The following is a 23,957-nucleotide window of genomic DNA, read 5'->3' on the forward strand; positions in this document are numbered from 1 at the left end:
TATCTTTGGCCGATGCGGGGGCTGCATTCAGCCGATGCGGGCAGAAGCCGTATCTGAGCTCAGGAATCGCCGCGTTCGATGTCCTGGGCAGCGAAGACGGCGTCGAGCAAGCCGGGAAACCGAGCGTCGAGGTCGTCTTTGCGGAGGGTGTTCATGATCTTCGTGCCCTCGTACTCCTGGCGGATGACTCCGGCCTCGCGCAGGGTGCGGAAGTGGTAGGTCGCCGTCGACTTCGACACGGGCAGCTCGAAGGTCGCACAGGCGTGATCGCCGAACGCGTCATTGAGCCGGCAGGCGACCGAGCGACGCACGGGATCCGCGAGGGCAGCCAGCACGGTATCGAGTCTCATCTCTTCCCGGGTGGGATGTTCGAGTAGGCGCATCCGGTGACCTCCTCTCACTGTCGTCTCCCTCCATTGTACGAAACATTTGGTAGTACGAAATATCTCGTAGTAAAGTGCGAACCCGAAGTACGAAGAATCTCATACTTCCGAACGACCATTCTCGACGAGATCACGAGGTCTTATGTCTCATCTGCTGTTCGAACCGCTCACCCTGCGCGGACTCACGTTCCGCAACCGCATCTGGGTCCCGCCCATGTGCCAGTACTCCGTCGAAACCCTCGACGGCGTTCCCGCGCCGTGGCACACCGTCCACTACGGTTCGATGGCCCGTGGGGGAGCGGGTGCCGTCATCGTCGAAGCCACGGGAGTCACCCCGGAGGCGCGGATCTCGGCAAAGGACCTGGGCTTGTGGAACGACGAGCAGCGCGACGCCTTCGTCCCCATCGTCGACTTCCTCCACTCCCAGGGCGCGGCCGCCGGCATCCAGCTCGCCCACGCCGGCCGCAAGGCCTCGACCTGGCCGGAGTGGGGCAATGACCAGTCCGGCAGCCTTCCCGAAAGCGAAGGCGGCTGGCAGACCGTCGCCCCGTCGGCGCTCGCCTTCGACGGGCTCGCCGCACCGCGTGCCCTGAGCGAAGAGGAGATCGCCGAGGTGGTCGCGGCCTTCCGTGATTCGGCCCGCCGGGCGATCGAGGCCGGGTTCGACTTCGTCGAGATCCACGCCGCACACGGCTACCTCCTCCACGAGTTCCTCTCCCCGCTGAGCAACACCCGCACTGATTCCTATGGCGGAAGTTCTGAGAATCGGGCCCGTCTGCTGCTCGAGATCGTCGACGCCACCCGCGCCGAGGTGGGCGAGGACGTTCCCGTGTTCGTGCGCCTGTCGGCCACGGATTGGACCGAAGGCGGGCTGAATCTGGAGGACACCGTCGAAATCGCCGGCTGGCTCAAGGACCACGGAGTCGACCTCATCGACGTCTCCTCCGGCGGCAACGTCATGGCGAAGATCCCGGTCGGCCCCGGCTACCAGACGAACCTGGCCGCAGGCGTGCGGGAAGGATCGGGTCTGCCGACCGCGGCAGTCGGACTCATCAATGAGCCGTTCCAGGGCGAGCACATCCTGGCCACCGGACAGGCCGATGCGATCCTCGTGGGCCGAGAGTACCTGCGCGACCCGAACTTCGCGCTGAGAGCCGCCGACGCACTGCGCTTCGACATCGACTACCGCCCGGCTCAGTACCACCGCGCGTACAACTGAGCTGACGCTCGCGCGCTGACGGCCCAGGCCGGCGGCCCAGGGGATGGTGAATAGGCCACGTTCAATCGTGTGCTGTTCGCTTTCACCTGGGCCGTTTGGCGTTGGCAGTGCGGCGTGTGCGCGGACAGCGCCTAGCCCAATCCGCCCAGCCACAGTCCCAGGCCGGCCGCTGCAGTCGCGAAGACCAAAGTACCGAGGCCGCTGAGCAGGCTCGATCCCCATTTGCGTTCCTCGATGAGGCTGATGGTCTCGAAGCTGGCCGTCGAGAACGTCGTGTACCCGCCGAGGAAACCCGTGCCGAGGATGAGATGCCAGGCTTCGGGCAGCAGCTGGGCGCCCGCCAGACCGGTGAGGAACCCGAGCACCAGCGAGCCCGAGACGTTGATGAGCAGGGTCGACCACGGCGTCGACCGTGGGCTCCATACCTTATAGGCGCCGTCGAAGAGCATGCGCACACCGGCTCCGAGTCCACCGGCCACGGCGATGGCGATGAAGAGCAGCGGGCTCACCTCGCGCCCCTTTTCACGAGCACCGACGCAGTCGCGATTCCCGCCCACGTGGCGAGGCCGCCGATGACCACGGTCGCGAGACCGTAGAGCACACCGGCACCCACCCGACCCTCGCCGAGGAGGCCCGCAGTATCCGCGGCCAGTGCACTGTATGTCGTGAACCCGCCCATGAAACCCGTGCCGAGCATGATCCGCACCCGCCGTCGCATACCTGCATCAGGTCCCAGCCGTGACAGGCCGGCCAAGAGCACACCGAGCAGAAACGCACCGAGGATGTTGATCCCGAGGATCGCCATCGGAATCCCAGCGAGGTCGGGAACAGAGAGGCTGATCGCCTCGCGGGCGGCCGTGCCGAGAGTGCCGCCGAGGACGGCGAGGCCCAGATAGGGCAGACGCAGATGGAGGGGGCGTGCTTCGGCCAAGGACTCTCCTACCTTTCGGGCATGCTGACGCCGGTCGAGGTAGGGACTGTTGTCGCTCGCAGACCATGAGGTCCGCGTCGAGGTTGGGAACGGTGAGCCCCACCACCGTGACGGATGACCATCAGGATCATTCTGTCACAGGCCACGGACACAGCGACCGCCGGCAGGGATCGGCCCGAGGCGGTCGCCGACGATCACCGAGGTGGCGCGGCCAGGGCGGGCCACCTCGGCGAGGGACTCTGTACTCTGTGTCGCCGTGCGCGGTCAGCGTTCGGAACGGTACCGGTCGACGGCACGACGGAGGCGTTCGAGCCCCTCGTCGATGCGATCGGGCGTCGCCGAGGCGAAGCACAGACGCAGTGCATTCGAGAAGTTCCCGGCGGGCGAGAACGCGGGCCCCGGAATGTAGGCGACACCCTCTTCCAAGGCGGTGGGCATGAGGTCTTCGGTGTCGATCGTCTCGTCATCGAAGGTCACCCAGAGGAAGAACCCGCCGTCGGGGTCGGTGGCTCTGATCTCGCCGGGGAAGAGACGTTCGAGACCTTCGGCCATCGCGATCTTGCGCTCCCGGTAAGCCACGCGCAGGGTTTCGACGTGGGATTCGGCACCGCCTTCGGCCAGCCACCGGGCGATGAGGTGCTGGTTGGGCACGGCCGCGCACGAATCCATCGTCTGCTTCGCATTGACGGCGAGCTCGCGGACCTCCGGGTCGACGTCGATCCAGCCGACCCGCAGACCGGGGGCGACGAACTTCGAGAACGTGCGCACCCCGAAGATGAGGGGATCGTTCGGGCTGAGGTCGCTCAGCGCCGGCAGGGACTCGCCGGAGAAGCGGAGCATGCCGTACGGGTTGTCCTCGATGATGACCGACCGGTGCTTGTGAGCGAAGGACAGCAGGCGTTCGCGCCGAGGCAGGGACATCGTCACCCCAGCCGGGTTCTGGAAGGTCGGAACGGTGTAGATGACCTTCGGTGCTCGGCCGGTGCGGGCGGTGTGCTCTTCGAGGACCTCGACCTGCATGCCGTTCTCGTCGACGGGGACCTCGAGGATCTCGGCCTCGTAGCTCATGGCCGTGGCCGAACCGTTGGTGTAGGTGGGGGACTCGCAGGCGACGAGGTCACCGGGGCTGACGAAGAGCTTGAACCCGAGATCGAGGCCCTGCATACCTCCCGAGGTGATGAGAAGCCGGTCGAGATTGCCTTGCTGCTCCGGCGGGATCTGTCCCGTCGAGGACAGGTACTCGTGGAGGGCGTCGAGGAGGATCGGTTCGCCCTTGGTCTCCCCGTAGGTGAAGTTCTCCGGGGAGAAGACGTCTCCGGCGATGCGCGCGAAGTCCTTCGACGGCAGCATGTCCGGGGCCGGCGCACCCATGCCGAACTTGACGATGTCGTGATCGTAGGCGGCCAGCAGCGTGGTGGAGGCGTCGATGACGGATCCGATGAGCTGGTCGTGGCGGCTGGCATAAGGCAGCGCGGGGGTCTGCTGCGAACTCTGCGTCGAACCCTGAGGGGAATTCGCGGCCGAATGCATTGAGGTGGTGGACATGAGCAACCTCCTAAGAGCGGTGATGCCCTGAAGTCGACTGCTCCGGCGACGTTCAGAAGGCTCCTGCCCGAACGACGGAATACGTGGGTGACTTCAGCATAGGGCCGGGTGACCTGCCGAACAAGGATGTTGCGGTGCCCGTGATGTGGGGTGTGTTCGCCGAGGCGGCTCTACGCTTGAGCCATGACAGACAGCGGAGTCTCAGAGTCCAACCCCTTCGATGCGCGCGAAACCGAGCTGGTCGAGCACCAACCCAGCCCTTTCGATGTGCGTGGATCCGAGCTCGATGTGCAGTTCGCCGCGTTCATCGATGAACATCGGCGCCATCTGCTCGGGTGCCTCGACGACCTGAGTGAGGAGGAGGCCAGACGGCACCTGGTGCCGAGCCGGACGACGCTCCTGTCGCTGCTCAAGCACGCCGTCTTCGTCGAAACCGTCTGGTTCGGTGAGGCCGTGACGGGTAGGAACCGAACTGACTACGGGCTGCCGCAGGACTCGCGGGATTCGTTCCTGCTCGAGTCGACGGACACCATCGCCTCGGTGAGCGCCGACTACCGGGCCGCGGTCGAACGATCACACGCCGCGGTCGAGGGGCTGGATTTGGACACCGTGCTCACCGGACACAGGTCGGGGCCGCTGCGGCTGCGCTGGGTACTTCTCCATGTCTTGCGTGAGCTCGCTCAGCACTGCGGTCACGCGGACATCCTCCGCGAACAGATCCTGGCCGATCGCTCTCGCCGCGGCTGAGCGGGGTGCTGTGAGGGAGCGGCTGTACGAGGCAGCGATCAACGGGGATCAGCCCTGAGTATGATGTGAGCCCCGCCGGCTCAGAACTACCATGGCTGGCATGAGCAATCGATCGACTGCGGCCGTGGGCGGGCGGCCAGAGCCCCAGCAGCGCACCCCCGACCGCTTCGATCGCCTCCGTCGCTTCGTCACCGCTCGGCCCTGGATCGTCGACTCTCTGCTCTGGGCCCTGCCGATCGCGTACCTCTCGGTCGTCATCGCCGCCTCCCAAGCGGAGCAGAACGCGCTGGCCCTCGTGCCCACCTGGGTGCAGATCGGGATCGTTCTGCTCCAGACCCTGCCGCTCGGCCTGCGACGCGCGGCCCCGCTGTGGAGCTCCTCGCTCATCGCGATCGGCAGTCTGCTCACCGTGCTCACGATGATCGGACCGACATTCGGGATGGTCGCCGTGCCCATCACCGTGTATTCGACGACGGCCTGGGGCACCCGCCTCCACGGTCGCATCGTGCTCGTTCTGGGGCTGATCGGAGCAGTCCTCCTCGGCGGCTGGCTCTACCTCATCTTCCTGCAGACGACGATCGGAGCCGATCCGCGGCCCATGGAGACCGGCGAATACGTGCTCATGGCCGTGGTCGTGGCATTGTGCGCTGCGATCGTGCTCATCGCCTGGCTGTGGGGCGGTGCCGGCTACCGCCGTCGCCGCAGGATCGAGGACATCTGGGAACGCAACCGGCTGCTCGAGCGCGAACGCGAATCCGAGACCCGGCTGGCCGCCGATGCCGAACGCATGCGCATCGCCCGGGAGATGCATGATGTCATCGCCCATTCCCTGTCCGTCGTCATCGCCCAAGCCGACGGGGGACGCTATGCGGCGAAGACCGATCCCTCCGTCGCAGCCGGAGCGCTCGAGACCATCGCACACACGGGCCGGGAGGCGCTGGCGCAGACGCGTTCCCTGCTCGGTTTCCTCCGTGCCGAGGGCGACGACGACCGTCCCTCGGCGCCGCTGCCGGGCATCTCTGACATCGGCTCCCTCATCGCCGATGTGCGGGCGGCGGGCCTTCCGGTCTCGGTCGCCGGTGTGGATGATTTCGACCGCGGACAGCTGCCCGAGGGAGCCTCTCTCGCCGTCTACCGCATCGTCCAAGAGGCGCTGACGAATGTGCTCAAGCACGCCGGGGACGGCGCGCGGGCACATGTCGAACTGCAGGTCGAGGATGAGGAGTTCGTCGCGCGCATCAGCGACAACGGAACCGGACGCGGCAGCAGAACCGGAGGCGACATCGGGACCGGACGAGGCAGCGGGGTCGCCTCGGTTCGCGGAACCGATGATTCGACGCGGAAGAACGGACGCGGGCACGGCATCGTCGGCATGCAGGAACGCGTCGCCCTCTACGGCGGCACCCTCACCGCACGACCGATCCGGTCGACGGGACTGAGCGATCGGAACGAGAAGCGTGATGATGCGACGCCCGGGTTCTCCTCCGGTGCGGTCCCCGGCAGCGCTTTCGGATCGATGACGGGATTCCTCGTCGAGGCCAGGCTCCCGCTGCCCGCCCCGGAAGCAGGCGGAACACGGGCAGATTCCGCTGCCCGGGCAGGATCCGCGGCCCGGACGGGTTCCGCTGCCCGCGCAGATTCCGCTGCGGAGGGGAACCTCGCCGAGGCGGCTCACCCCGGAGCCGAGGAAGGCAGCCGATGAGCGATTGTGATGAGGCGAGGACCGGACCGCTGCGCGTCGTCCTCGTCGACGACCAGGCCCTCGTCCGGGCGGGGTTCGCCATGGTCATCGATTCCCAGCCGGACCTCACCGTCGTCGGACAGGCCGGCGACGGTGTCGCGGGCCTCGACATCGTCACCCAGGACGAACCCGATGTCGTGCTCATGGACATCCGGATGCCCCGCGTCGACGGAATCGAAGCGACTCAGCGGATCCTCGCCCTCGCCGACGCAGGGACGATTCGGGCCCCGAAGATCATCGTGCTCACCACTTTCGACGATGACGAATACGCTCTGCGTGCGCTGCGGGCCGGTGCGGCAGGGTTCCTCCTCAAAGACACCCTGCCCGAGGTGCTCCTCGATTCGATCCGCACCGTCGTCGACGGCGGCGCGGTCATCGCCCCCACCACCACGAAACGTCTGCTCGACACCCGACTGCTGCCCCACCTCCGCGAGGAGGACCCGTCTCATCCCGGGGAAGCTCCGGCATCCTTGGGGACCGGGCAGGCTCCGGCAACTTCGGGGACCGGGCAGGCTCCGACAACCTCGGGGACCGGGGCCCACGTCGCGGCATCTGCATCGGCTGAGGTGGGCGGCAGCCGGCTCAGCGAGGCAGAAGCTCGGCGGCTGGAATCTCTGACTCCGCGGGAGAGGGAAGTCCTCGTGCTCATCGCCACCGGCCTGAGCAACACTGAGATCGGCGAACGGCTCTTCCTCGCGCAGCCGACGGTGAAGACCCACGTCGGTCGTATCCTCATGAAGCTCGAGGCCCGTGATCGCGTGCAGGCCGTCGTGCTCGCCTACGAAGCAGGCCTCGTCGGGCACCGGCGCTGAATCGGAACTCATCGATCCGAACCGGAGCCATCCTCGGGGGAACCGAGATCATCCTCAGGTATGACGGCCGGGTCACGGCCGCCTCGGCGCTGGGGAACAAGACCATCCTCAGGTCCGATGTGCGAGGGCGGGTCGGAGGCGAAGCTGGAGGCATGAACACATCAGCGACGCACACCGACGCCCATCCGTCCCCGAATTCCTCGCCGAACCCCGCCCAGGGCTCGACCCGCGGGCAGGGAGAGAACCCTGCACCGAGGCTGGCCATCCAGGCCATCGGGCTGCGCAAGACCTACGGCACAGGGGATGCGCAGGTCAGGCCGCTCGACGACCTCAGCCTCGACATCGGAGCCGAGCGCTTCACCGCCATCATGGGACCCTCCGGCTCGGGCAAATCGACGCTTCTCAACATGCTCGCCGGACTCGACACCCCGGACTCGGGTGAGGTCTACATCGGTTCCACGGGGATCTCGCGTCTCAGCGACCGCAAGCTCACGGCGCTGCGTCGCGACCGCATCGGCTTCGTCTTCCAGTCGTTCAACCTCGTGCCCGCGATGAACGCAGAGGAGAACATCCTGCTGCCCTCGCAGCTGTCGGGGCAGAAGCCCGACCGCCGGGTCTTCGACCGCATGGTCGACCTGCTCGGTCTGCGGGGGCGTCTCAAACACCGACCCCACGAACTCTCCGGCGGACAGCAGCAGCGAGTTGCCGTCGCCCGCGCCCTCGTGTCCCAACCCGATGTGCTCGTCGCCGACGAACCCACCGGCAACCTCGACTCGAACGCCGGCGAAGAGGTCCTCAACATCCTGCGCGCCTCCGTCGACGAACTCGGCCAGACCGTCGTCATGGTCACCCACGACCCCCGCGCAGCCGCGCGTGCCGACCGTGTCGTCCTGCTCGCCGACGGTCGCCTCGCCGGTGAACTCACTCAGCCGAACCCGGAATCCGTGGCGGCCGCACTGATGAACGTCACGGCATCGCCGGGCAATGCTGCCGGCACCGCTGCGCAGTCGGACGGAGGTGCCCGATGATCCGCATCGCCTGGTCCAACCTCCGCAGCGCCTCCGGGCGCCTGGCTGCGGCGATGATCGCCATCGCCGTGTCCGTGGCCTTCATCGTCGCGGCCCTCCTGTTCTCCCAGTCCTTCGGCGACACCCTGCGCAACCAGGTCAGCGCCGAATGGGCCGGAGCAGACGTCGCCGTCACCGCGACTGCCCCCGACGACCCTGCCGCTGCCGCAGAAGGCTCTGCCTCCTCACCTCTCACGGAGTCCCTGACGAAGACGGTCGCCGAGGTCGACGGGGTCGAGTCCGCCCAGCTCACGGAGTCCGCCTTCGTCTCGGTCACCTCGGGGTCCACCTCGGTGACGGGATCGGCGACGAACCTCCCACAGGGTCACGTCGAGACCATCGAGGGCGCGGTCCCGACCGCGGATGACGAACTCATGCTCCGCGAAGCCGACGCGAAGACCCTCGGGGCCGGAGTCGGCGACACCATCAGCCTCGACGAATTCGACGGGGCCGGTCGTCCTTCCGGCGACGGACCGAGCTACACCGTCTCCGGAATCATGCCCGGCTCCTCGGCCGCAGGAATGAACCTCTACCTCACCGACGGCGGGCTGAAGACCGCACCGGGTGAGCTCATGGCCGATTCCATCCGGATCGTCGCCGACGACGGCAGCGATCGCACGGCACTCGCCGAGGCAGTCGAATCCGCGCTCGCCGACACCGGAGATGAGCAGGGCGTGACGGTCCAGACCGTCGACCAGGTCGTCGACGAGCAGATGGAATCGCTCTCTGACAGCTCGGACATCCTCTCGACGATCGGCATCGCCTTCGGACTGCTGGCCGCCGGAGTCGCAGCACTCGTCATCTCGAACACCTTCAACGTCCTCGTCGCCTCCCGCATCCGGGTCCTCGCGCTCTTCCGCGCCGTCGGTGCCTCACGCCGGCAGGTGCGCGGAGCCGCCGTGGTCGAGAGTCTCAGCCTGGGCATCGTCGGCTCCGTGCTCGGCGTCGGGCTCGGTCTCCTCATCGGCTGGGGACTGTCCTCCCTGGTCCGGGCCCTGTGGATGCCGGAGTTCGCCCAGATGTCGCTGACCCCCGCGGCGTTCATCGTCGGTCCGGTCGTCGGCATCCTCGTCACCCTCGCGGCGGGGCTGATCCCCGCTATCCGCGCCTCCCGGGTCTCCCCGATCGAGGCCATGCGCCCGGTCGACGTGCCTGCCGCCGTACCGCGAGTCCGGTGGGTGCGACTCACTCTGGCGCTCGTGCTCGGCATCGCCGGAATCGGCCTGTGCCTGCTCGGTGCCACCAGCCACAACGTGCTGTTCGGCATCGCCGGCTGCTTCGCCCTCTTCGTCGCCCTCCTCATCGGTGCCCGCGTCTTCGTCCCGCCGCTGGTGGCGCTGCTGGCCGGGTTCGTCGGCCTGTTCACCCGGCGCTCGCCTGCCGTGAAGCTGGCCGGACGATCGGCGAGCACGGCAGGAGGCCGCACCGCCTCGACGACGGGGGCGCTGCTCATCGGCGTCACCCTCGTCACCGCCGTCGTCGTCGGGTCGGCAAGCCTGCAGCGGACCCTCGAACTCGCCACCGCCGAGGACACCCCCGTCGATCTCGTCGTTTCGACCACGGGCCACAGCGGTGGCGACGAAGCGAAGATCGCCTCCGTGCTCGATGATTCGCCGATCGTCGAGGAGCGCGTGAACGTCCCTGCTCCCACCGCCGAGGTGGGCGTCGAGGGAACGAAGAGCTCGGGCGATGTGGCGATCACCAGCGCCGAGGCGGCCGCCGACTCCCCAGTCCTGCGCAGTGAGGGGTACGACATCGATGAGGGCACGATCCTCATCGACCCGAGATCGATGGGACTCGACGACGCGGATTCCGACGTCGACGGCCAGACCGCGACCGTCCGCCTCGGCGAGCAGGACCTCGACCTCACGATCGAGACCTCGTACGACGTCCCCGCGGGGACGGCTCTGGTCAGCGGCGCCGATGCGAAGACCCTCAAGACATCTGGCGGCGACGATGTGGCCGAACAGACGTGGGCGAAGATCGCCGATGACGCTTCGAGTTCGCAGATCGAGGTCCTGACCTCAGAACTCGACGCCGTCGGTGCCACAGGTGATGCGACTGCGGCACAGCATCGGGCGGAGTTCGCCTCGATGTTCCAGGTCGCTCTGACCGTGGTGCTCGGGCTCCTCGCCGCCGCGGTGGTCATCGCGGTGATCGGGGTGAGCAACACGCTCACGCTCTCTGTCATCGACCGGCGCAGGGAAGGCGCGCTGCTGCGGGCGCTCGGCTTCACCCGCTCGGCGATGTCGCGGATGATCACGATCGAATCGCTGCTGATGACGCTCATCGCGCTGGTCGCCGGCGCCGTGGTGGGCACGTTCTACGGATGGGTCGGAACGGCGTCGCTGATGCCTGCGGCCGCGGACCCCGTCCTGTCGGTGCCGTGGGCGCAGATCGGACTGATCGGCGTCGCCGCGGTGCTGGCCGCAGTGCTCGCCTCGGCGATTCCGGCGAGGTCGATGTCGCGGATCGCGCCGGCCAAGGGGATGAGCATGGAGTGAGTACGTGCCCGGCGCCGGGCACGGAGCCAGGTTCGGGCACGTGTCTCGATTCGGGCACTTGTCTCGAATCGGCCACTTGTCTCGATTCGGCCGCGGGCGGGAGGTTGAGGCCTCCCGTTCGCGGCCGTGTCGGTGTGACCCAGTAGACTTAGCGAGTAATGACATCCCCTTTTCACTTCGAGGTGAAGCACTCTCATGCCAGCAATCGTTGTCGTCGGCGCTCAGTGGGGCGACGAAGGTAAAGGTAAGACCACCGACATCCTCGGCACCAGCGTCGACTACGTGGTCAAGCCCAATGGTGGGAACAACGCCGGCCACACGGTTGTCGTCGGAGGAGAGAAGTACGAACTCAAGCTTCTGCCCGCCGGTATCCTCTCACCCAACGTCACCCCGGTCATCGGCAACGGCGTCGTCGTCAACCTCGAGGCGCTCTTCGAGGAGATCGATGCACTCGAGTCCCGCGGAGCCGACACCTCGAAGCTGCGGATCTCGGCGAACGCCCACCTCGTGGCGCCCTACCACCAGACGCTGGACAAGGTGACGGAGCGGTTCCTCGGCAAGCGCGCCATCGGCACCACCGGCCGCGGCATCGGCCCGGCGTACATGGACAAGATCGGGCGCCTGGGCATCCGCGTCCAGGATGTCTTCGACGAATCCATCCTGCGGCAGAAGATCGAAGGGTCCCTGCGGCAGAAGAACGAACTGCTCGTCAAGGTCTACAACCGTCGCGCTGTGTCTGTCGAGGAGATCGTCGAATACTTCGAACCCTTCATCGAACGGCTGCGCCCCTACGTCGCCGAGACCGAGCTCATGCTCAACGAGGCGCTCGACCGCGGTGAGGTCGTCGTCATGGAGGGCGGCCAGGCGACGATGCTCGACGTCGACCACGGCACCTACCCGTTCGTCACCTCGTCGAACCCGACCGCCGGCGGATCCTGCGTCGGAACGGGCATCGGACCGACCCGGATCAACCGCGTCGTCGGCATCGTCAAGGCCTACACCACACGCGTGGGAGCCGGCCCGTTCCCCACCGAGCTCTTCGACGAGATGGGCGAATACCTGCAGAAGGCCGGCGGAGAATTCGGAGTCAATACCGGACGCCCGCGCCGCTGCGGCTGGTACGACGCGGTCATCGCCCGCTACGCCGCACGCACCAACGGCTTCACCGACTATGTGCTGACGAAGCTCGATGTGCTCACCGGAATCGACCGGATCCCCGTCTGCGTCGCCTACGACGTCGACGGAGTGCGTAAGGACGAGATGCCGGTGTCCCAGACCGAGTTCCACCACGCGAAGCCGATCTTCGAGTACTTCGACGGCTGGAGCGAGGACATCACGAAGGCCCGAACCTTCGACGACCTTCCCGAGAATGCGCAGAAGTACGTGCTCGCCCTCGAGGAGCTTTCGGGTTGCCGGATGTCGGTCATCGGTGTCGGCCCTGATCGCGAACAGTCGATCGTGCGCCACGACCTGCTGGACTGAAAGACTCGGGCCCTGAGGGCTGGGTGACTCGGCCCCTGAGGACTGAGGAGCGAGTGAAGGGCGGGGCCGACTGTGTGTCGGTCCCGCCCTTCACTGTGTGCAGTGTGCTGGGACTGCTGGACTGGGTCCTGCTATCCGCGCAGCTGGCGGATGGACTCGATCGCTCCGTCATAGGCGGCGGAGATGTCGACGAGGTCGATGCGTTCCGGTAAGTCGCCGGAGTGTTGGTGGCGCAGGAGGAACTCCACCGTCGCGCGGGCCGTGGCTTCGTCATTGCCCAGGACGCCGTCGGAGACCTCCTCTGCATCGGAGAGCATCAGATCGATCTCATCGGTGCCCGTGTCAGTGTGGATGCTGGCCAGGTACTCTCCTGTGTCCTGCAGCTCGACGTCAATGGTCTCTTCAGCCATGCCGACCTCCCAATATTCGGTGCGTGAAGGCTCTCTTTTCAGCATAGACCCGAATCGCAGCCTCTTGGGTCCGGCGGCAGAAGGTGGCATCGTGGCAGGCAGGACAGCGGATACCGCAGCAGGGAAGGAACAGTCATGCCACAGGCCTCACGCCTGACCGAAGCGGCCTATCAAGGTGCCGCACTCGACGTCGACGAAGACTTCTACTCACGCATCGGCAAGGAAACCGGCGACCGAGACACCGTCGACACGTTCACCATTCCGATCCGGTCCGGTCAGGCGTGGGAGATCCCAGCCGGACACGTCTGTCGGATCTCCACGGTCGACGGCCCACAAGTCGGTGACCTCAACCTGTGGAACCGCCGCGACCCCAGGGAACGGTTCTGGGCGGCCCGGACCCGGCAGCTGCAGGCCGCCCACGTCTCGACCTTCGACCGGCTGTGGTCGACACTGCCGTTTCTGCGCCCGATGGCCACGATCGTCGGCGACACCCTGGCCGACTACGGCACCGACTCTGAGGGCGGCCGCCTGCATGACACCTTGGGCACCCGCTGCGATCCCTACGTGTCACAGATGCTCAGCGGCGTGGACTTCGACTATCACTGCCATTCGAACCTCGTCCGCGCGATCGTGCCGTTCGGGCTCACCGAGTTCGACGTCCACGATGTGCTCAACGTTTTCCAATGCACGGGGCTCAATGACAACGACGAATATTTCATGAAGACCTGCCCGGCGAAACCCGGGGACTACTTTGAGTTCTTCGCCGAGCAGGACCTGCTCGCGGCACTGTCCACCTGCCCCGGAGGGGACCTGTCCGCGCCCATGTTCGGCGAGGACGGCGACGACGCGGTCGAGAACTGCCATCCTCTGCAGGTCACGGTCTATCGGCTGCCCGAGCACCTCCTCGGCGAGTGGACCGAACCGGCATCACCGAACTATCGCGGCGGACACGGACTCCGCCCCCAACCGTGGGCCTGAACTCACCCGTGCCCGGAGCACGGCCGTGGGTTTGAACATGGCCCCACCTGCGAAAGGAACCGCATTGTCATCGTCATCGCTCGTCGCCAGGTATGCCCATCGGCTCGGACTCGACAGCTCGGAAGAGGTGCTGCGGCGTCGGGCGGAAGGGACGCCTGCCGAGGTCATCGACCTCATCGACGAGCTGCTGAGCGCCCACGTGCGGTCGATCTGCTTCGAGAACCTCGACGTCATCGCCGTACGTGCGGCAGGTGAGCCTCGCGGCATCCCCATCGAGCTCGACTCCCTGACCGCGAAGCTCCTCGATGCCGGTCGCGGCGGCTACTGCCACGAACACGCGATACTCATCCGTGCCGTGCTCACCGAGCTCGGTTTGAGTGCCTATCCGATCCTCGCCCGCGTCCACCTCGGCGAGGGGAGAACCTCACCGGGAGGGCTGACGCATCAGGCGACGGTCGTCGATCTGGACGGTCGGCGGTACCTCGTCGATCCCGGATTCGGCGGCGGGACTCCGGAGGCTGCACTCGCATTCGACGCGGAGGCTGGGCCACGGATGACCGAGCACGGAGAGCACCGACTGGTCCCGGCCGATACCGTGCTGGAACCGACGATGCGGGCCGAAGCCGACTGGGCACTGCAATCCCGGACCAGCGCTGACCAAGAGTTCCGCACCGTCTATGCCTTCGCAGACATCGCACGTGAGCAGGCCGACCTCGAAGTGTCGAACTGGTTCACGGCGACGAAGCCCAGCACACGTTTCACCGGGGCGCCGGTGGTGGCGAGGGCTCTCGACAACGGTGGGAAGGTCTCGCTCGAGGGCCGTCATCTGCGCAGTCGTCGACCGGGCAGCGAGCCCGAACTCTCCGAGCGGACCCTGACTGATTCCGCCGAGTTCGCCGCAGTGCTCGGTGAGGACTTCGGGTTCGACCTCGACCGTTCCTTCACCGACCCGATCTGGGACATCGCCCGGCGGTCCTGACTGGCCGTACGGTTCTGTCCCACGGCCACAGCTGCGTCGGGTCTACACTGGCGCCATGTCCGCGTCGCGCAGTGACGAGCTGACCCGCAAGCCTCACCCGAGGCTGCGACCGTTCGTGGGCGATTACGCCGGCTACGACATCTCCGGCGTCCCCGCGGGGACGCATCTCGGGCTGCCGTCGGGAACGCTGACCTTCATCGTCTCGATCGACGAACCGCTGTGCCAGGTCGATGCACAGACCGGCACGAGCGAGCACTTCGACGTCCTGCTGGCCGGTCTCCACCTGCGCCCCACTCACATCGCTCATCCCGGGACGATGGCCGGAATCCAGATCAATTTCAATCCGCTGGCGCCGCGTGCCTTCTTCGGCATACCCGCCGGTGAATTCGCCCATCACAGCGTGGACCTTGCCCACATCTCCGGGCCGTTGGCCGCCGAGCTCCACGAACGGGTGAATGCCGAGACCGAATGGTCCGCACGGTTCGCCGCCGTCGACGAGGTGCTCATGCGCACGATCGATGACGCCATCCGTCCCCGCGCCGAGGTGGTCGCCGCCTGGCGTCGCATCGCCGACAGCCATGGCGGGCTGCCCGTGTCGCTGCTGGCCGATGGCATCGGCTGGAGCCGACGCCACCTCACCACCCAGTTCCGCTCGGAATATGGGATCGGTTCGAAGGACGCGGCGCGCGTCGTCCGCTTCGATCGGGCCAGGCGACTGGTGTCGACGGGGCAGACGTCGTTGGCCGAGATCGCTGTGATCTGCGGCTATGCCGATCAATCGCACCTCAACCGGGACTTCCAGGATTTCGTCGGACTCAGCCCGCGCCAGTGGTTGGCCGATGATGACCTGGCGCGACGGGCCGCGGTGGGGTCGGATTCTGTGGGAGCCGCCTCGTCGAGCGAATGATCTGTTCCCATTCGTCCAAGACCGGGCGCGGGGGAGGCGTCGATGATGGAGATCCAGCCAAGACGATCAGAGGAGTAAACATGTCCGACACGAATGCCAATGTCTGGCCCACCTTCCGCTACCGCGATGCCAAAGCGGCGATCACCTTCCTGCAGGAAGCACTCGGCTTCGACGTCGTCGCCGAGTACACGAACGCCGACGATCCCGACCGCGTCGACCACGCTGAACTGGCGTGGCCCGAAGGCGGGGGAGTGATGCTCGGATCCGTCCGCGATGACGGCGGGGCCATGACGAAGACCGGAGTCGCCTCGGGGTCGGTGTATCTGGCCGCCGGGAACGTCCGCGAACTCCATGCGCGTGCGCTCGCCGCAGGTGCCACCGAAGTCATGGGCCTGACCGAACAGGACTACGGATCCCTCGACTTCAGCATCCAGGATCCGGAGGGCGTGCTGTGGTCGATCGGCAGCTACCGCGGGGCGCAGGGCGACTGACGGGTGCTGGCGGGCCGACAGGTGGAGATGCCTCTGCCGTTCGCGGGGCACCGCCCCGAGGCGTCCGCCCGTCGGCGTGCCGGAGCACCGGGGGCGCTATGACCTGAGGACGGCGTCTGCGGCCATGTAGAGCGTCTCGGTCTCCAACTGTACGAGCGAGTCTTCGGACGGCAGAGCTCGTTCGAGCGAGAGTCCGGAGAGGACGGTGCAGAGAAAGCGCGCCGACTGGGGGATGCGGGTGCTGTCGGTGAGCGCTCCCTCATCGGCAAGCACCTGAAGCCATGCTTCGACGCGGCGCTGCCCGTCGCGCTGCATGGCCAGATACGCCTCGCGCACATCGTCGGTCTGCTCAGCGGAGATGAAGCTCTCCGTGACCGTCGTCATCGCCGCGCGAGATTCGGCGCCGATCCCAGCCATGGCCAGAACCTGGCGAAGGCATCCGACCAGGCGATCACGCGGCGGAACCGCGGAATCGTGGATGTCAGTGCGCGGCAGGAACCAGTCGTAGACGCGCCGCATGACCTCATCTCGCAGCAGCTGCTGGGTGGGGAAATGATGCCGCAGGGAGCCTGTGCTCACACCCACGCGGGCTGCGACTGCCCGCACGCTCAGTTTGGCCGTCACTCCCTCCTCGGCGATGATGTCCGCCGCTGCGGCGAGGATGCGATCTCGAGTGTCCCCACGTTCAGTCCCACTCATACGTGCACCGACTCCGTTCCCCTATCGCTGACCAATACACCGTGTTAGTATACTCGTGAACTCACCAATACGCTGTGTTGGAAATACTTCGAGTGCCGAAGGAGCACCCAGATGCTTCGACAGTGGAGACGTCGTCGAGCGATCGAGCGGATTGAGCACGGGGACGGGAGGGTGCTGTCGCCGTTCCGGTGGTGGCAGCTGCTCGGCCGGTCGCTCTTTCATCTCGAGCATCACGATTCCGAAGCCCGTCCGGTCCGCTATTCGGTCGACGTCCGCCAGTGGAAGACTGACGAGAACGGCTATCTCAAGGTCTTCCTCTATCGGGATGGTCGCCAGCATGCGGTTTCGCGAGTTCCTGCCGTTTTTCCGGTCGAGGGTGGGAGCATCGAAGTCGCCGCGAGCAACTTCGGATTGAAGCGATGCCACTTCGTCGCCGAAGACGGGGCCGAGAAGCAGTTGCAGCCGGATGGCCGGTCCGCAGAGGGGAGGCGAGCGAAATTGGATGAGCGTCGCCCGCGCCTCAGCCGTGCGATGGGAGTGATCTCAGTCGTGGTTCTGCTGGTCGGAGTCGCACTGCTGCTACAGGAGATCGCCGTGCCAGTCCTGCGGATTCCTCCGATCGCCGAACGGATCGGCCCCATCGAGCCGCTGTTCACGATGCCTCTGTGGGTCACGATCGGCATCGCCGTCGTGACCGCTGTGGCGAGTACCGAAAGGGCGCTGCGAATGCGATACCGCTGGTGGCTCGACGCGGCAGGGAACTGACAGCTTGGTGATGGCCGTTTCCGCCTGATGGATCGTCGGGCCGGGGTCCTCATTCCACCCGCGCGCTCACCCCATCGGCCCACCGATAGGGCCGAGTGGCGAGCATGGCGCCGATCGAGCGGCGCAGGCGGGACACCTCGGCGCGGACGGTGACCACATGGTCGCAGTCCCCGTGCAGTCGCCGGCTGAGATCGCCGGTGGTGATCCCGGATGGACCCGCCGAGGTGACCGCTGCCAAAATCTGCGCCCGCCGTGGCGTGAGCGGAACGACAAACGGCTCATCACCCGAGTGGATCTCGAGCACGGGCGGATCCGCTGAGGTTCTCAGGGTGACGGAAGCGCGGCGGTCACCTGCGGGCCGCAGAAGCCAGCCGCCGGTGATCTTCTCCGGTCGGCACAGTCCTGCACCGGGGATGAGGATCGAACGGTCAGCGGCCGGCACTTCGATGCGGTCGCGGCTGCGCACTCCCTGCTGATAGGCCACCCACCCGGCATCATCGACGACAAGCGCGGGACCCGGCGTCCCCGCCAGCATCGCCGACATCCGATCACGCAGGGTATTCAGCTGCTCCTGCTGAGCGATCATCAGCCGCGCCTCGGCCAGGCGGACCGCAGTGGTCACCAGGGACTGCACCGCCGGGTGCAGAGTCATCGCCGGTCCGCTGATGTCGACGACGCCGAGGAGCGTCCCGTCGTCAGGATCATGAACTGGTACGGCACTGCAGTACCAAGGATGTTGCGTGGACTCGAAATGCTCTGCGGAGAAGAGCTGGACCGGAGCCTCCTCGGTGAGTGCAGTGCCGATGGCATTCGTCCCGACCGTCGATTCGGCCCAATGGGCACCCTCGACGAATCCGAGATCATCGGCCTGCCGCCTGGCTGAGACCGCTCCGTCGCGCCACAGGATGACCCCATCGGCATCGGTGACGACGAGGATGAACGGCGCGGCATCCGGGGCCCTCAGCAGCACCGATCGCATCTCGTCGACGACCAGCCGCAGCTTCGATCTCTGCCGGCGGGATTCGACCTCCGCAGTGTCATCGACGATTCGACGGTTCGCCCCCGCAGGGTCGAGCCCCAAGCGCAGCATCCGATCCCACGAGCGCCTGACGAGCGCGCGCGGTTGCACCGGGGGCGAGGCCCCGGCGATCACAGCATCGTGAATGCGTGTCAGATCCCTGGCGAGATGCGCCAGATCCGGCTGAAGCATGACTTGAGTATAGGTCGGGACAACGGTCCTGACCATGACACCGATGCAACTCGATGCAACTCTTCCTCCGCTGCATCGCCGGGATTAGCTTGGAGTCACTGAACTCAATGAGGAGGAATGAGATGACAACGACGATTGACCGTCCGCGACTGACTGCCGATGACATCGCCACGGCATGGCTCCAGGAATTCGAGGCCGCGCTGGCCAGCCGCGACATCCCCGCCGCGGCGGGCCTGTTCGCCACAGACAGCTACTGGCGCGACCTTGTGTCCTTCACCTGGAACCTCAAGACCGTTGAGAACCCCGATGGAGTCACCGACCTGCTGGCCCACAATCTCGACCGGGTCTCACCAGCGGACTTCGGTCTTGCCGAGCCCGCGGCCACGGCAGACGGAGTCACCGAAGCCTGGTTCACCTTCACCACCTCGGTGGGACGCGGCAAAGGCCTCGTCCGGCTCATCGACGAGGACGGCACCAAAGCATGGACCATGCTGACCTCACTGCAGGAGATCGCCGGCCACGAAGAGCCACGCGGCACCCGAAGGGTCAAAGGTGCAGAACACGGAGTCGATCCTGAACGGAAGAGCTGGTCGGAGAAGCTCGCCGAGGAGGATGCGGCCTGGGGCAAGACCGCCGACCCGTACATCCTCGTCGTCGGTGGGGGACAGGGCGGAATCGCTCTGGGCGCTCGCCTCCGCCAGCTCGGTGTTCCCGCACTCGTCATCGATCGGTGGGACCGCCCCGGTGATCAGTGGCGCTCACGATACAAATCCCTGTGCCTGCATGATCCCGTCTGGTACGACCACCTGCCGTACCTGAAGTTCCCGGACAACTGGCCGGTCTTCGCACCCAAGGACAAGATCGCGGACTGGCTGGAGTTCTATACGAAGGTGATGGAGATCCCGTATTGGTCGGCCACGTCAGCCACCTCGGCGAAATATGACGAAGCGGCCGGCCAGTGGACGGTCGATGTCGAACGGAACGGGGAGAAGCTGACGCTGCGACCCACCCACCTGGTGATGGCCACGGGCATGTCCGGCAAACCGAACACCCCCACCTTCCCCGGCTCGGACGTGTTCAAGGGCGAACAGCAGCATTCCTCCCAGCACCCGGGGCCCGACGCATATGCAGGCAAGAAGGTCGTCGTCATCGGCAGCAACAACTCGGCGTTCGACATCTGCGGTGCTCTGTATGAAAGCGACGCCGACGTCACCATGGTGCAGCGTTCGAGCACGCACATCGTCAAAAGCGATTCGCTCGTCGACATCGCGATGGGCGACCTGTACTCCGAACGAGCGCTGGACAACGGTGTGACGACGGAGAAGGCGGATCTCATCTTCGCCTCGCTTCCGTACCGGATCATGCACGAATTCCAGATCCCCCTCTACGACCAGATCAAGGAACGCGATAAGGACTTCTACCAGCGGATGGAAGCCGCCGGCTTCGACCTCGACTTCGGAGACGATGAGTCGGGTCTGTTCCTCAAATACCTGCGCCGAGGTTCGGGCTACTACATCGACGTCGGATCGGCAGAGCTCGTCGCCGACGGCAAGGTGAAGCTCGTCAAGGGGCAGGTCGACCACCTCACCGAGGATGCCGTTGTACTCGACGACGGCACCGAGCTTCCGGCAGACCTCGTCGTCTACGCCACCGGCTACGGTTCGATGAACGGCTGGGTCGCCGACCTCGTCGACCAGGAGACCGCAGACAAGGTCGGCAAGTGCTGGGGACTGGGCTCCGAGACGACGAAGGATCCGGGTCCGTGGGAGGGCGAGCAGCGCAATATGTGGAAGCCCACCCAGCAGGAGAATCTGTGGTTCATGGGCGGCAACCTCCACCAGGCCCGGCACTACTCGCTCTACCTGGCCCTCCAGCTCAAGGCCCGCTACGAGGGGATGGACACCCCGGTATACGGGCTGCAGGAGGTCCATCACGTGAGCTGACAGGTGCGGCTGACTCCCAAACTGGGGCGGTCGGAAAATCGGCTCTTGGGTGGTCGAAATGGTCACGTTCTGCAGCACGGAACGTGACCATTTCGACCTCCTAGTGCGTGTGCCAAGCCGAGGTGTGCAGAGGCAGGTGCTTTAGAGTCCGAGGCGTTTGAGGATCCGTTTGACGTGTGCGAGTGCATCGTCCTGCGAGAGTCCGAAGTTCTGGTTGAAGTACATGCCGTCGCCGATAAGCTGGATCGTCATCGCCAGATCAGCATCGCCGAGGTGGTCGTTGAGCGTGTTGAACCACGCTTCCCTGGTCGTGCGCAGCGCGGCCTTCGCATCGTCGTTCTCCAGGGCCAGGCACCCTGCGGCGATGAGGCTGCGGTCAAGTGCGGTGCCGACCTCGGCCGAGGTCTCGAGGTAGTGATAGTGAAGACGCTCGCCGGCGGCCTTCATCTCCTCGACGTCCTCGGCGACGAGAAGCTCGAGCCGCTCAAGGCTGCCTCTGATGAGCTCGGCCTTCGACCCGAAGTGATAGAGCAGTCCGCCCTTGGAGACTCCTGCGCGAGCTGCCACCGCGTCGAGGGTGGCACCGGCAGTGCCGTGCTCGTCGAGGAGTTCGTCGAACGCGTTGAGCAGCTTCTCTTTGGTCTCGGACGGATTGCGTGCCATGACCACGAGCCTAGTCGATCAGGCGCAGAGGCCGAGTCGATCGGGCGCGGAGGCCGCGTCGGTGCAGCCGATCTGCGCATTCGCTGAGCATTCGACTCAGACACGGGTTCGAGCTTTTCAACTGTACCGTCCGGACGGTACAGTGGAACGCATGACGACGACACTCGCTCCACAGCTGCGTGCCGGCCGCCGCGAATGGGCAGGCCTGGCCGTGCTCATGATCCCTGTGCTGCTGATCTCCATCGACAACACCGTGCTCGGCTTCGCCATCCCGGCCATCAGCACCGGGCTGCACCCGACCGGTGTCCAACTGCTGTGGATCGTCGATATCTACGCGCTCATGCTCGCCGGTCTGCTGGTGGCCATGGGCAGCCTCGGCGATCGGCTGGGACGCCGACGCCTCCTCCTCATCGGAGCCGCAGGCTTCGGGCTGGCATCGCTGCTCGCGGCATTCTCCACCTCGGCGGAGATGCTCATCGTCGCCCGGGCGCTGCTCGGCGTATTCGGTGCCACACTCATGCCCTCGACGCTCTCACTCATCCGCAACATCTTCGCCCACGACAAGGACCGTCGCATCGCGATCGCCACCTGGGCCGCGATGTTCTCCGGCGGAGCGGCGCTCGGGCCCATCCTCGGCGGCATCCTGCTCGAGCACTTCCACTGGAGCTCGATCTTCTTCATCAACCTGCCGCTCATCGCGCTCTTCATCCCGGCGGCCGCTCTGCTTCTGCCTGAATCCCGCGATCCGAACCCCGGCCGGTTCGACCCGTTCTCCATCATTCTGTCGATGCTCGCGCTCACTCCGCTCGTCTTCGCCATCAAGCACGCGATGTCCGAAGGCGTCGACATCCTCTTCTGGGCCAGCCTGTCCGTGGCGATCATCGCCGGTGCGAGTTTCGTCCTCCGGCAGCTCGCCACTCCCAATCCGATGCTCGACGTCCGGCTCTTCGCCAACCGGGTCTTCACCTCGGCAGTGGTCTCGAACCTGCTCAGCGTCATGGGGCTGGCCGGATTCCTCTATTTCGGCACCCAGCTCCTGCAGCTCGTCCTGGGACTCTCCCCGCTCGAGGCCGCCCTCGTGCTCATCCCGGGACTGGTGACATCGATCGCGGCAGGCTACTTGGTCGTCCCGATCGTCGCCCGCCTCGAACCGAGAATCGTCGTGCCGAGCGCGCTCGCGCTCAACGCCGTCGGAATGGGAATCGTCGCCTTCACCCCCGAGCATTCGGTGGTGGGCATGCTGCTCGCCTTCCTCGTCCTCGGCATCGGGCTGGGCGGGGCCGAGGTCATCACGAACGACCTCATTCTCTCCGCGGTCCCGGCTCGCAAGGCGGGAGCCGCCTCGGCGATATCGGAAACCGCCTACGAGTTCGGATCGGTGCTCGGCACCACCGTCCTCGGGGGACTGTCGACCTTTGTCTACGGATCCGCACTGCAGTCCACTCTCGGGGACAGGGCGGACCGGCCGCAGTTCGAGACCTTGGGCTCGGCCCTCGAACACGCCGGAACCCTGAGCGCGGCCGCGGGGGAGCGGATCACCGAGGTGGTCGTTCCCGCCTTCGAACTCGGCGTGCAGTGGGCGGCAGGTTCGGCAGTCGTCCTCGTCCTCGTCGCCGCGGTGCTCACGAGCTTCGGTCTCAAGGGTGCAGGACGGCTCATGCCCGGTGCTGACGCTACGGCGCAGGGCGAGAAGGATGCCCTACACTCGCAGACATGAGCCGCGAGACCCGATCCCCGTACGAGCGGGCGCTCGGGTCGCGAGTCGACGAACTGCATCCGGCGCTCCGCCGCTATTTCGCTGCGATTCCCGCAGGCTCCGTCGGAATCGGAGAAGGGGTCTTCGAGGTCTTTGGCTCCGAGCGACGGTGGCTGCGCCCGCTCCTGGCCGTGGCCAGGCGGTGCAGGGTGATCGTGCCAGGCATGCACCGTGGGGTGCCGTTCCGCGTCGAGAACCGGACTGTGAGCGGTCGGCAGACAGCGACGCGCACCATGCGGTTGGACTCGGGTGAATGGTCGATGGTCGACGCAGTGTCCGTCGTTCGAGGCGGTGTCGTCGACGTGCTCGGGATGCCGTCCATCGTCGAGGCCGAATTCTCCGTCGACGTCGTCGATGGGGGACTGCGGTTGAACAGTTCTCGAATCGCCCTCCGGCTCGGTCGGCTGCGAGTGTCCGTGCCGAAAGCCGTTCGCCCCGCCATTGCCCTGAACGAGCGCTTCGACGACACAATCGACCGGCAGAGAATCGACCTCGTCGTCGATGTGCCGATGATCGGACGTGTCTATGAATACACCGGAACCTTCACCTATCGCATCGCCGAACTCCGCACCGTCGCGAGGAAGAGCCGGTGTGAGGAAGAACCGACGCGACAGACCGTGAAGTGAGAGGCGGCGAGCCTCAGGAATGAGGGCCCGAGAACGACGAAGGCGACCGCCCCCGCAGTGGGCCGGCCGCCTTCGTCGTCAGGACAGGAACGGAGTCGC

At 66.2% G+C, this 23,957-nt stretch carries 23 protein-coding genes; 15 read left to right on the plus strand and 8 right to left on the minus strand.

Translation table 11 applies throughout. The annotated features are described in order from the left end of the window. Positions 1-59: 59 nt before the first annotated feature. On the minus strand, positions 60-383 hold the full coding sequence (locus tag L1F31_RS03445; protein WP_265419298.1) for an ArsR/SmtB family transcription factor: 324 nt from the start codon (positions 381-383) through the stop codon (positions 60-62). A gap of 142 nt (positions 384-525) precedes the next feature. Here L1F31_RS03445 and L1F31_RS03450 point away from each other — a divergent pair, with 142 nt between their 5' ends. Beyond that, complete coding sequence (locus L1F31_RS03450; protein WP_265419299.1) at positions 526-1,602, plus strand: NADH:flavin oxidoreductase/NADH oxidase; 1,077 nt, start codon at positions 526-528, stop codon at positions 1,600-1,602. A 131-nt stretch (positions 1,603-1,733) separates the two neighbouring features. Here the strand turns inward: L1F31_RS03450 and crcB are convergent, their stop codons facing one another. The 3 genes from crcB to L1F31_RS03465 form a co-directional block, all read right to left on the minus strand. Then, complete coding sequence (gene crcB / locus L1F31_RS03455) at positions 1,734-2,111, minus strand: fluoride efflux transporter CrcB (RefSeq protein ID WP_265419300.1); 378 nt, start codon at positions 2,109-2,111, stop codon at positions 1,734-1,736. Next, positions 2,108-2,533 carry a fluoride efflux transporter FluC gene (locus L1F31_RS03460; protein WP_265419301.1) on the minus strand — a complete coding sequence of 142 codons (426 nt, stop codon included), beginning with the start codon at positions 2,531-2,533 and terminating at the stop codon, positions 2,108-2,110. Before L1F31_RS03460 ends, crcB begins: the two co-directional genes overlap by 4 nt. Positions 2,534-2,797: 264 nt before the next feature. After that, positions 2,798-4,078, minus strand: coding sequence for an aminotransferase-like domain-containing protein (locus L1F31_RS03465; protein ID WP_265419302.1), 1,281 nt, complete (start codon positions 4,076-4,078; stop codon positions 2,798-2,800). A gap of 183 nt (positions 4,079-4,261) precedes the next feature. On the opposite strand from L1F31_RS03465, the gene L1F31_RS03470 reads away from it, so the two are divergent. The 6 genes from L1F31_RS03470 to L1F31_RS03495 all read left to right on the plus strand — a co-directional run bounded on the left by L1F31_RS03470 (position 4,262) and on the right by L1F31_RS03495 (position 12,431). Continuing rightward, the gene (locus L1F31_RS03470) at positions 4,262-4,825 is read left to right on the plus strand and encodes a DinB family protein (protein WP_265419303.1); all 564 of its coding nucleotides are present in this window, start codon (positions 4,262-4,264) and stop codon (positions 4,823-4,825) included. 100 nt (positions 4,826-4,925) lie between these two features. Next, on the plus strand, positions 4,926-6,527 hold the full coding sequence (locus L1F31_RS03475) for a sensor histidine kinase (RefSeq protein ID WP_265419304.1): 1,602 nt from the start codon (positions 4,926-4,928) through the stop codon (positions 6,525-6,527). Then, the gene (locus L1F31_RS03480) at positions 6,524-7,378 is read left to right on the plus strand and encodes a response regulator transcription factor (RefSeq protein ID WP_265419305.1); all 855 of its coding nucleotides are present in this window, start codon (positions 6,524-6,526) and stop codon (positions 7,376-7,378) included. Before L1F31_RS03475 ends, L1F31_RS03480 begins: the two co-directional genes overlap by 4 nt. Before the next feature lie 152 nt (positions 7,379-7,530). Next, positions 7,531-8,406: an ABC transporter ATP-binding protein gene (locus tag L1F31_RS03485; RefSeq protein WP_265419306.1), complete on the plus strand. Its 876-nt coding sequence runs from the start codon at positions 7,531-7,533 to the stop codon at positions 8,404-8,406. Continuing rightward, positions 8,403-10,949, plus strand: a complete 2,547-nt coding sequence (locus L1F31_RS03490) for an FtsX-like permease family protein (RefSeq protein ID WP_265419307.1) — start codon at positions 8,403-8,405, stop codon at positions 10,947-10,949. Before L1F31_RS03485 ends, L1F31_RS03490 begins: the two co-directional genes overlap by 4 nt. 195 nt (positions 10,950-11,144) lie before the next feature. Then, positions 11,145-12,431: an adenylosuccinate synthase gene (locus L1F31_RS03495; RefSeq protein WP_265419308.1), complete on the plus strand. Its 1,287-nt coding sequence runs from the start codon at positions 11,145-11,147 to the stop codon at positions 12,429-12,431. Between the two features lie 131 nt (positions 12,432-12,562). On the opposite strand, the gene L1F31_RS03500 is transcribed toward L1F31_RS03495, so the two are convergent. After that, positions 12,563-12,841 carry a hypothetical protein gene (locus L1F31_RS03500; protein WP_265419309.1) on the minus strand — a complete coding sequence of 93 codons (279 nt, stop codon included), beginning with the start codon at positions 12,839-12,841 and terminating at the stop codon, positions 12,563-12,565. 135 nt (positions 12,842-12,976) lie between these two features. Between L1F31_RS03500 and L1F31_RS03505 the strand changes: the two genes are divergently transcribed. From L1F31_RS03505 to L1F31_RS03520, 4 genes are all read left to right on the plus strand, one after another. After that, positions 12,977-13,819, plus strand: a complete 843-nt coding sequence (locus L1F31_RS03505; protein ID WP_265419310.1) for an urea carboxylase-associated family protein — start codon at positions 12,977-12,979, stop codon at positions 13,817-13,819. 64 nt (positions 13,820-13,883) lie between these two features. Continuing rightward, entirely contained in the window at positions 13,884-14,798 is a 915-nt protein-coding gene (locus tag L1F31_RS03510) for an arylamine N-acetyltransferase family protein (protein WP_265419311.1), read from the plus strand. Positions 14,799-14,853: 55 nt separating this feature from the next. Continuing rightward, on the plus strand, positions 14,854-15,705 hold the full coding sequence (locus L1F31_RS03515) for a helix-turn-helix domain-containing protein (RefSeq protein ID WP_265419312.1): 852 nt from the start codon (positions 14,854-14,856) through the stop codon (positions 15,703-15,705). An 80-nt stretch (positions 15,706-15,785) separates the two neighbouring features. Beyond that, a complete protein-coding gene (locus L1F31_RS03520) occupies positions 15,786-16,196 on the plus strand; it encodes a VOC family protein (protein WP_265419313.1) in 411 nt (136 codons plus the stop codon). A gap of 96 nt (positions 16,197-16,292) precedes the next feature. On the opposite strand, the gene L1F31_RS03525 is transcribed toward L1F31_RS03520, so the two are convergent. Then, positions 16,293-16,895, minus strand: a complete 603-nt coding sequence (locus L1F31_RS03525) for a TetR/AcrR family transcriptional regulator (protein WP_265419314.1) — start codon at positions 16,893-16,895, stop codon at positions 16,293-16,295. 111 nt (positions 16,896-17,006) lie between these two features. Here L1F31_RS03525 and L1F31_RS03530 point away from each other — a divergent pair, with 111 nt between their 5' ends. After that, complete coding sequence (locus L1F31_RS03530; protein ID WP_265419315.1) at positions 17,007-17,660, plus strand: hypothetical protein; 654 nt, start codon at positions 17,007-17,009, stop codon at positions 17,658-17,660. Between the two features lie 49 nt (positions 17,661-17,709). On the opposite strand, the gene L1F31_RS03535 is transcribed toward L1F31_RS03530, so the two are convergent. Beyond that, on the minus strand, positions 17,710-18,870 hold the full coding sequence (locus L1F31_RS03535) for a GAF domain-containing protein (protein WP_265419316.1): 1,161 nt from the start codon (positions 18,868-18,870) through the stop codon (positions 17,710-17,712). A 122-nt stretch (positions 18,871-18,992) separates the two neighbouring features. On the opposite strand from L1F31_RS03535, the gene L1F31_RS03540 reads away from it, so the two are divergent. Then, positions 18,993-20,813: an NAD(P)/FAD-dependent oxidoreductase gene (locus tag L1F31_RS03540; protein WP_265419317.1), complete on the plus strand. Its 1,821-nt coding sequence runs from the start codon at positions 18,993-18,995 to the stop codon at positions 20,811-20,813. A gap of 141 nt (positions 20,814-20,954) precedes the next feature. Here L1F31_RS03540 and L1F31_RS03545 read toward each other — a convergent pair whose 3' ends face one another. Continuing rightward, complete coding sequence (locus L1F31_RS03545) at positions 20,955-21,476, minus strand: TetR/AcrR family transcriptional regulator (RefSeq protein ID WP_265419318.1); 522 nt, start codon at positions 21,474-21,476, stop codon at positions 20,955-20,957. Positions 21,477-21,627: 151 nt separating this feature from the next. Between L1F31_RS03545 and L1F31_RS03550 the strand changes: the two genes are divergently transcribed. Then, entirely contained in the window at positions 21,628-23,193 is a 1,566-nt protein-coding gene (locus tag L1F31_RS03550) for an MFS transporter (protein ID WP_265419319.1), read from the plus strand. Continuing rightward, positions 23,190-23,858 carry a DUF4166 domain-containing protein gene (locus L1F31_RS03555; protein ID WP_265419320.1) on the plus strand — a complete coding sequence of 223 codons (669 nt, stop codon included), beginning with the start codon at positions 23,190-23,192 and terminating at the stop codon, positions 23,856-23,858. Before L1F31_RS03550 ends, L1F31_RS03555 begins: the two co-directional genes overlap by 4 nt. Positions 23,859-23,957: the final 99 nt, after the last annotated feature.

It is taken from the genome of Brevibacterium spongiae (assembly GCF_026168515.1).
GTDB classification, from domain to species: Bacteria; Actinomycetota; Actinomycetes; order Actinomycetales; family Brevibacteriaceae; genus Brevibacterium; species Brevibacterium spongiae.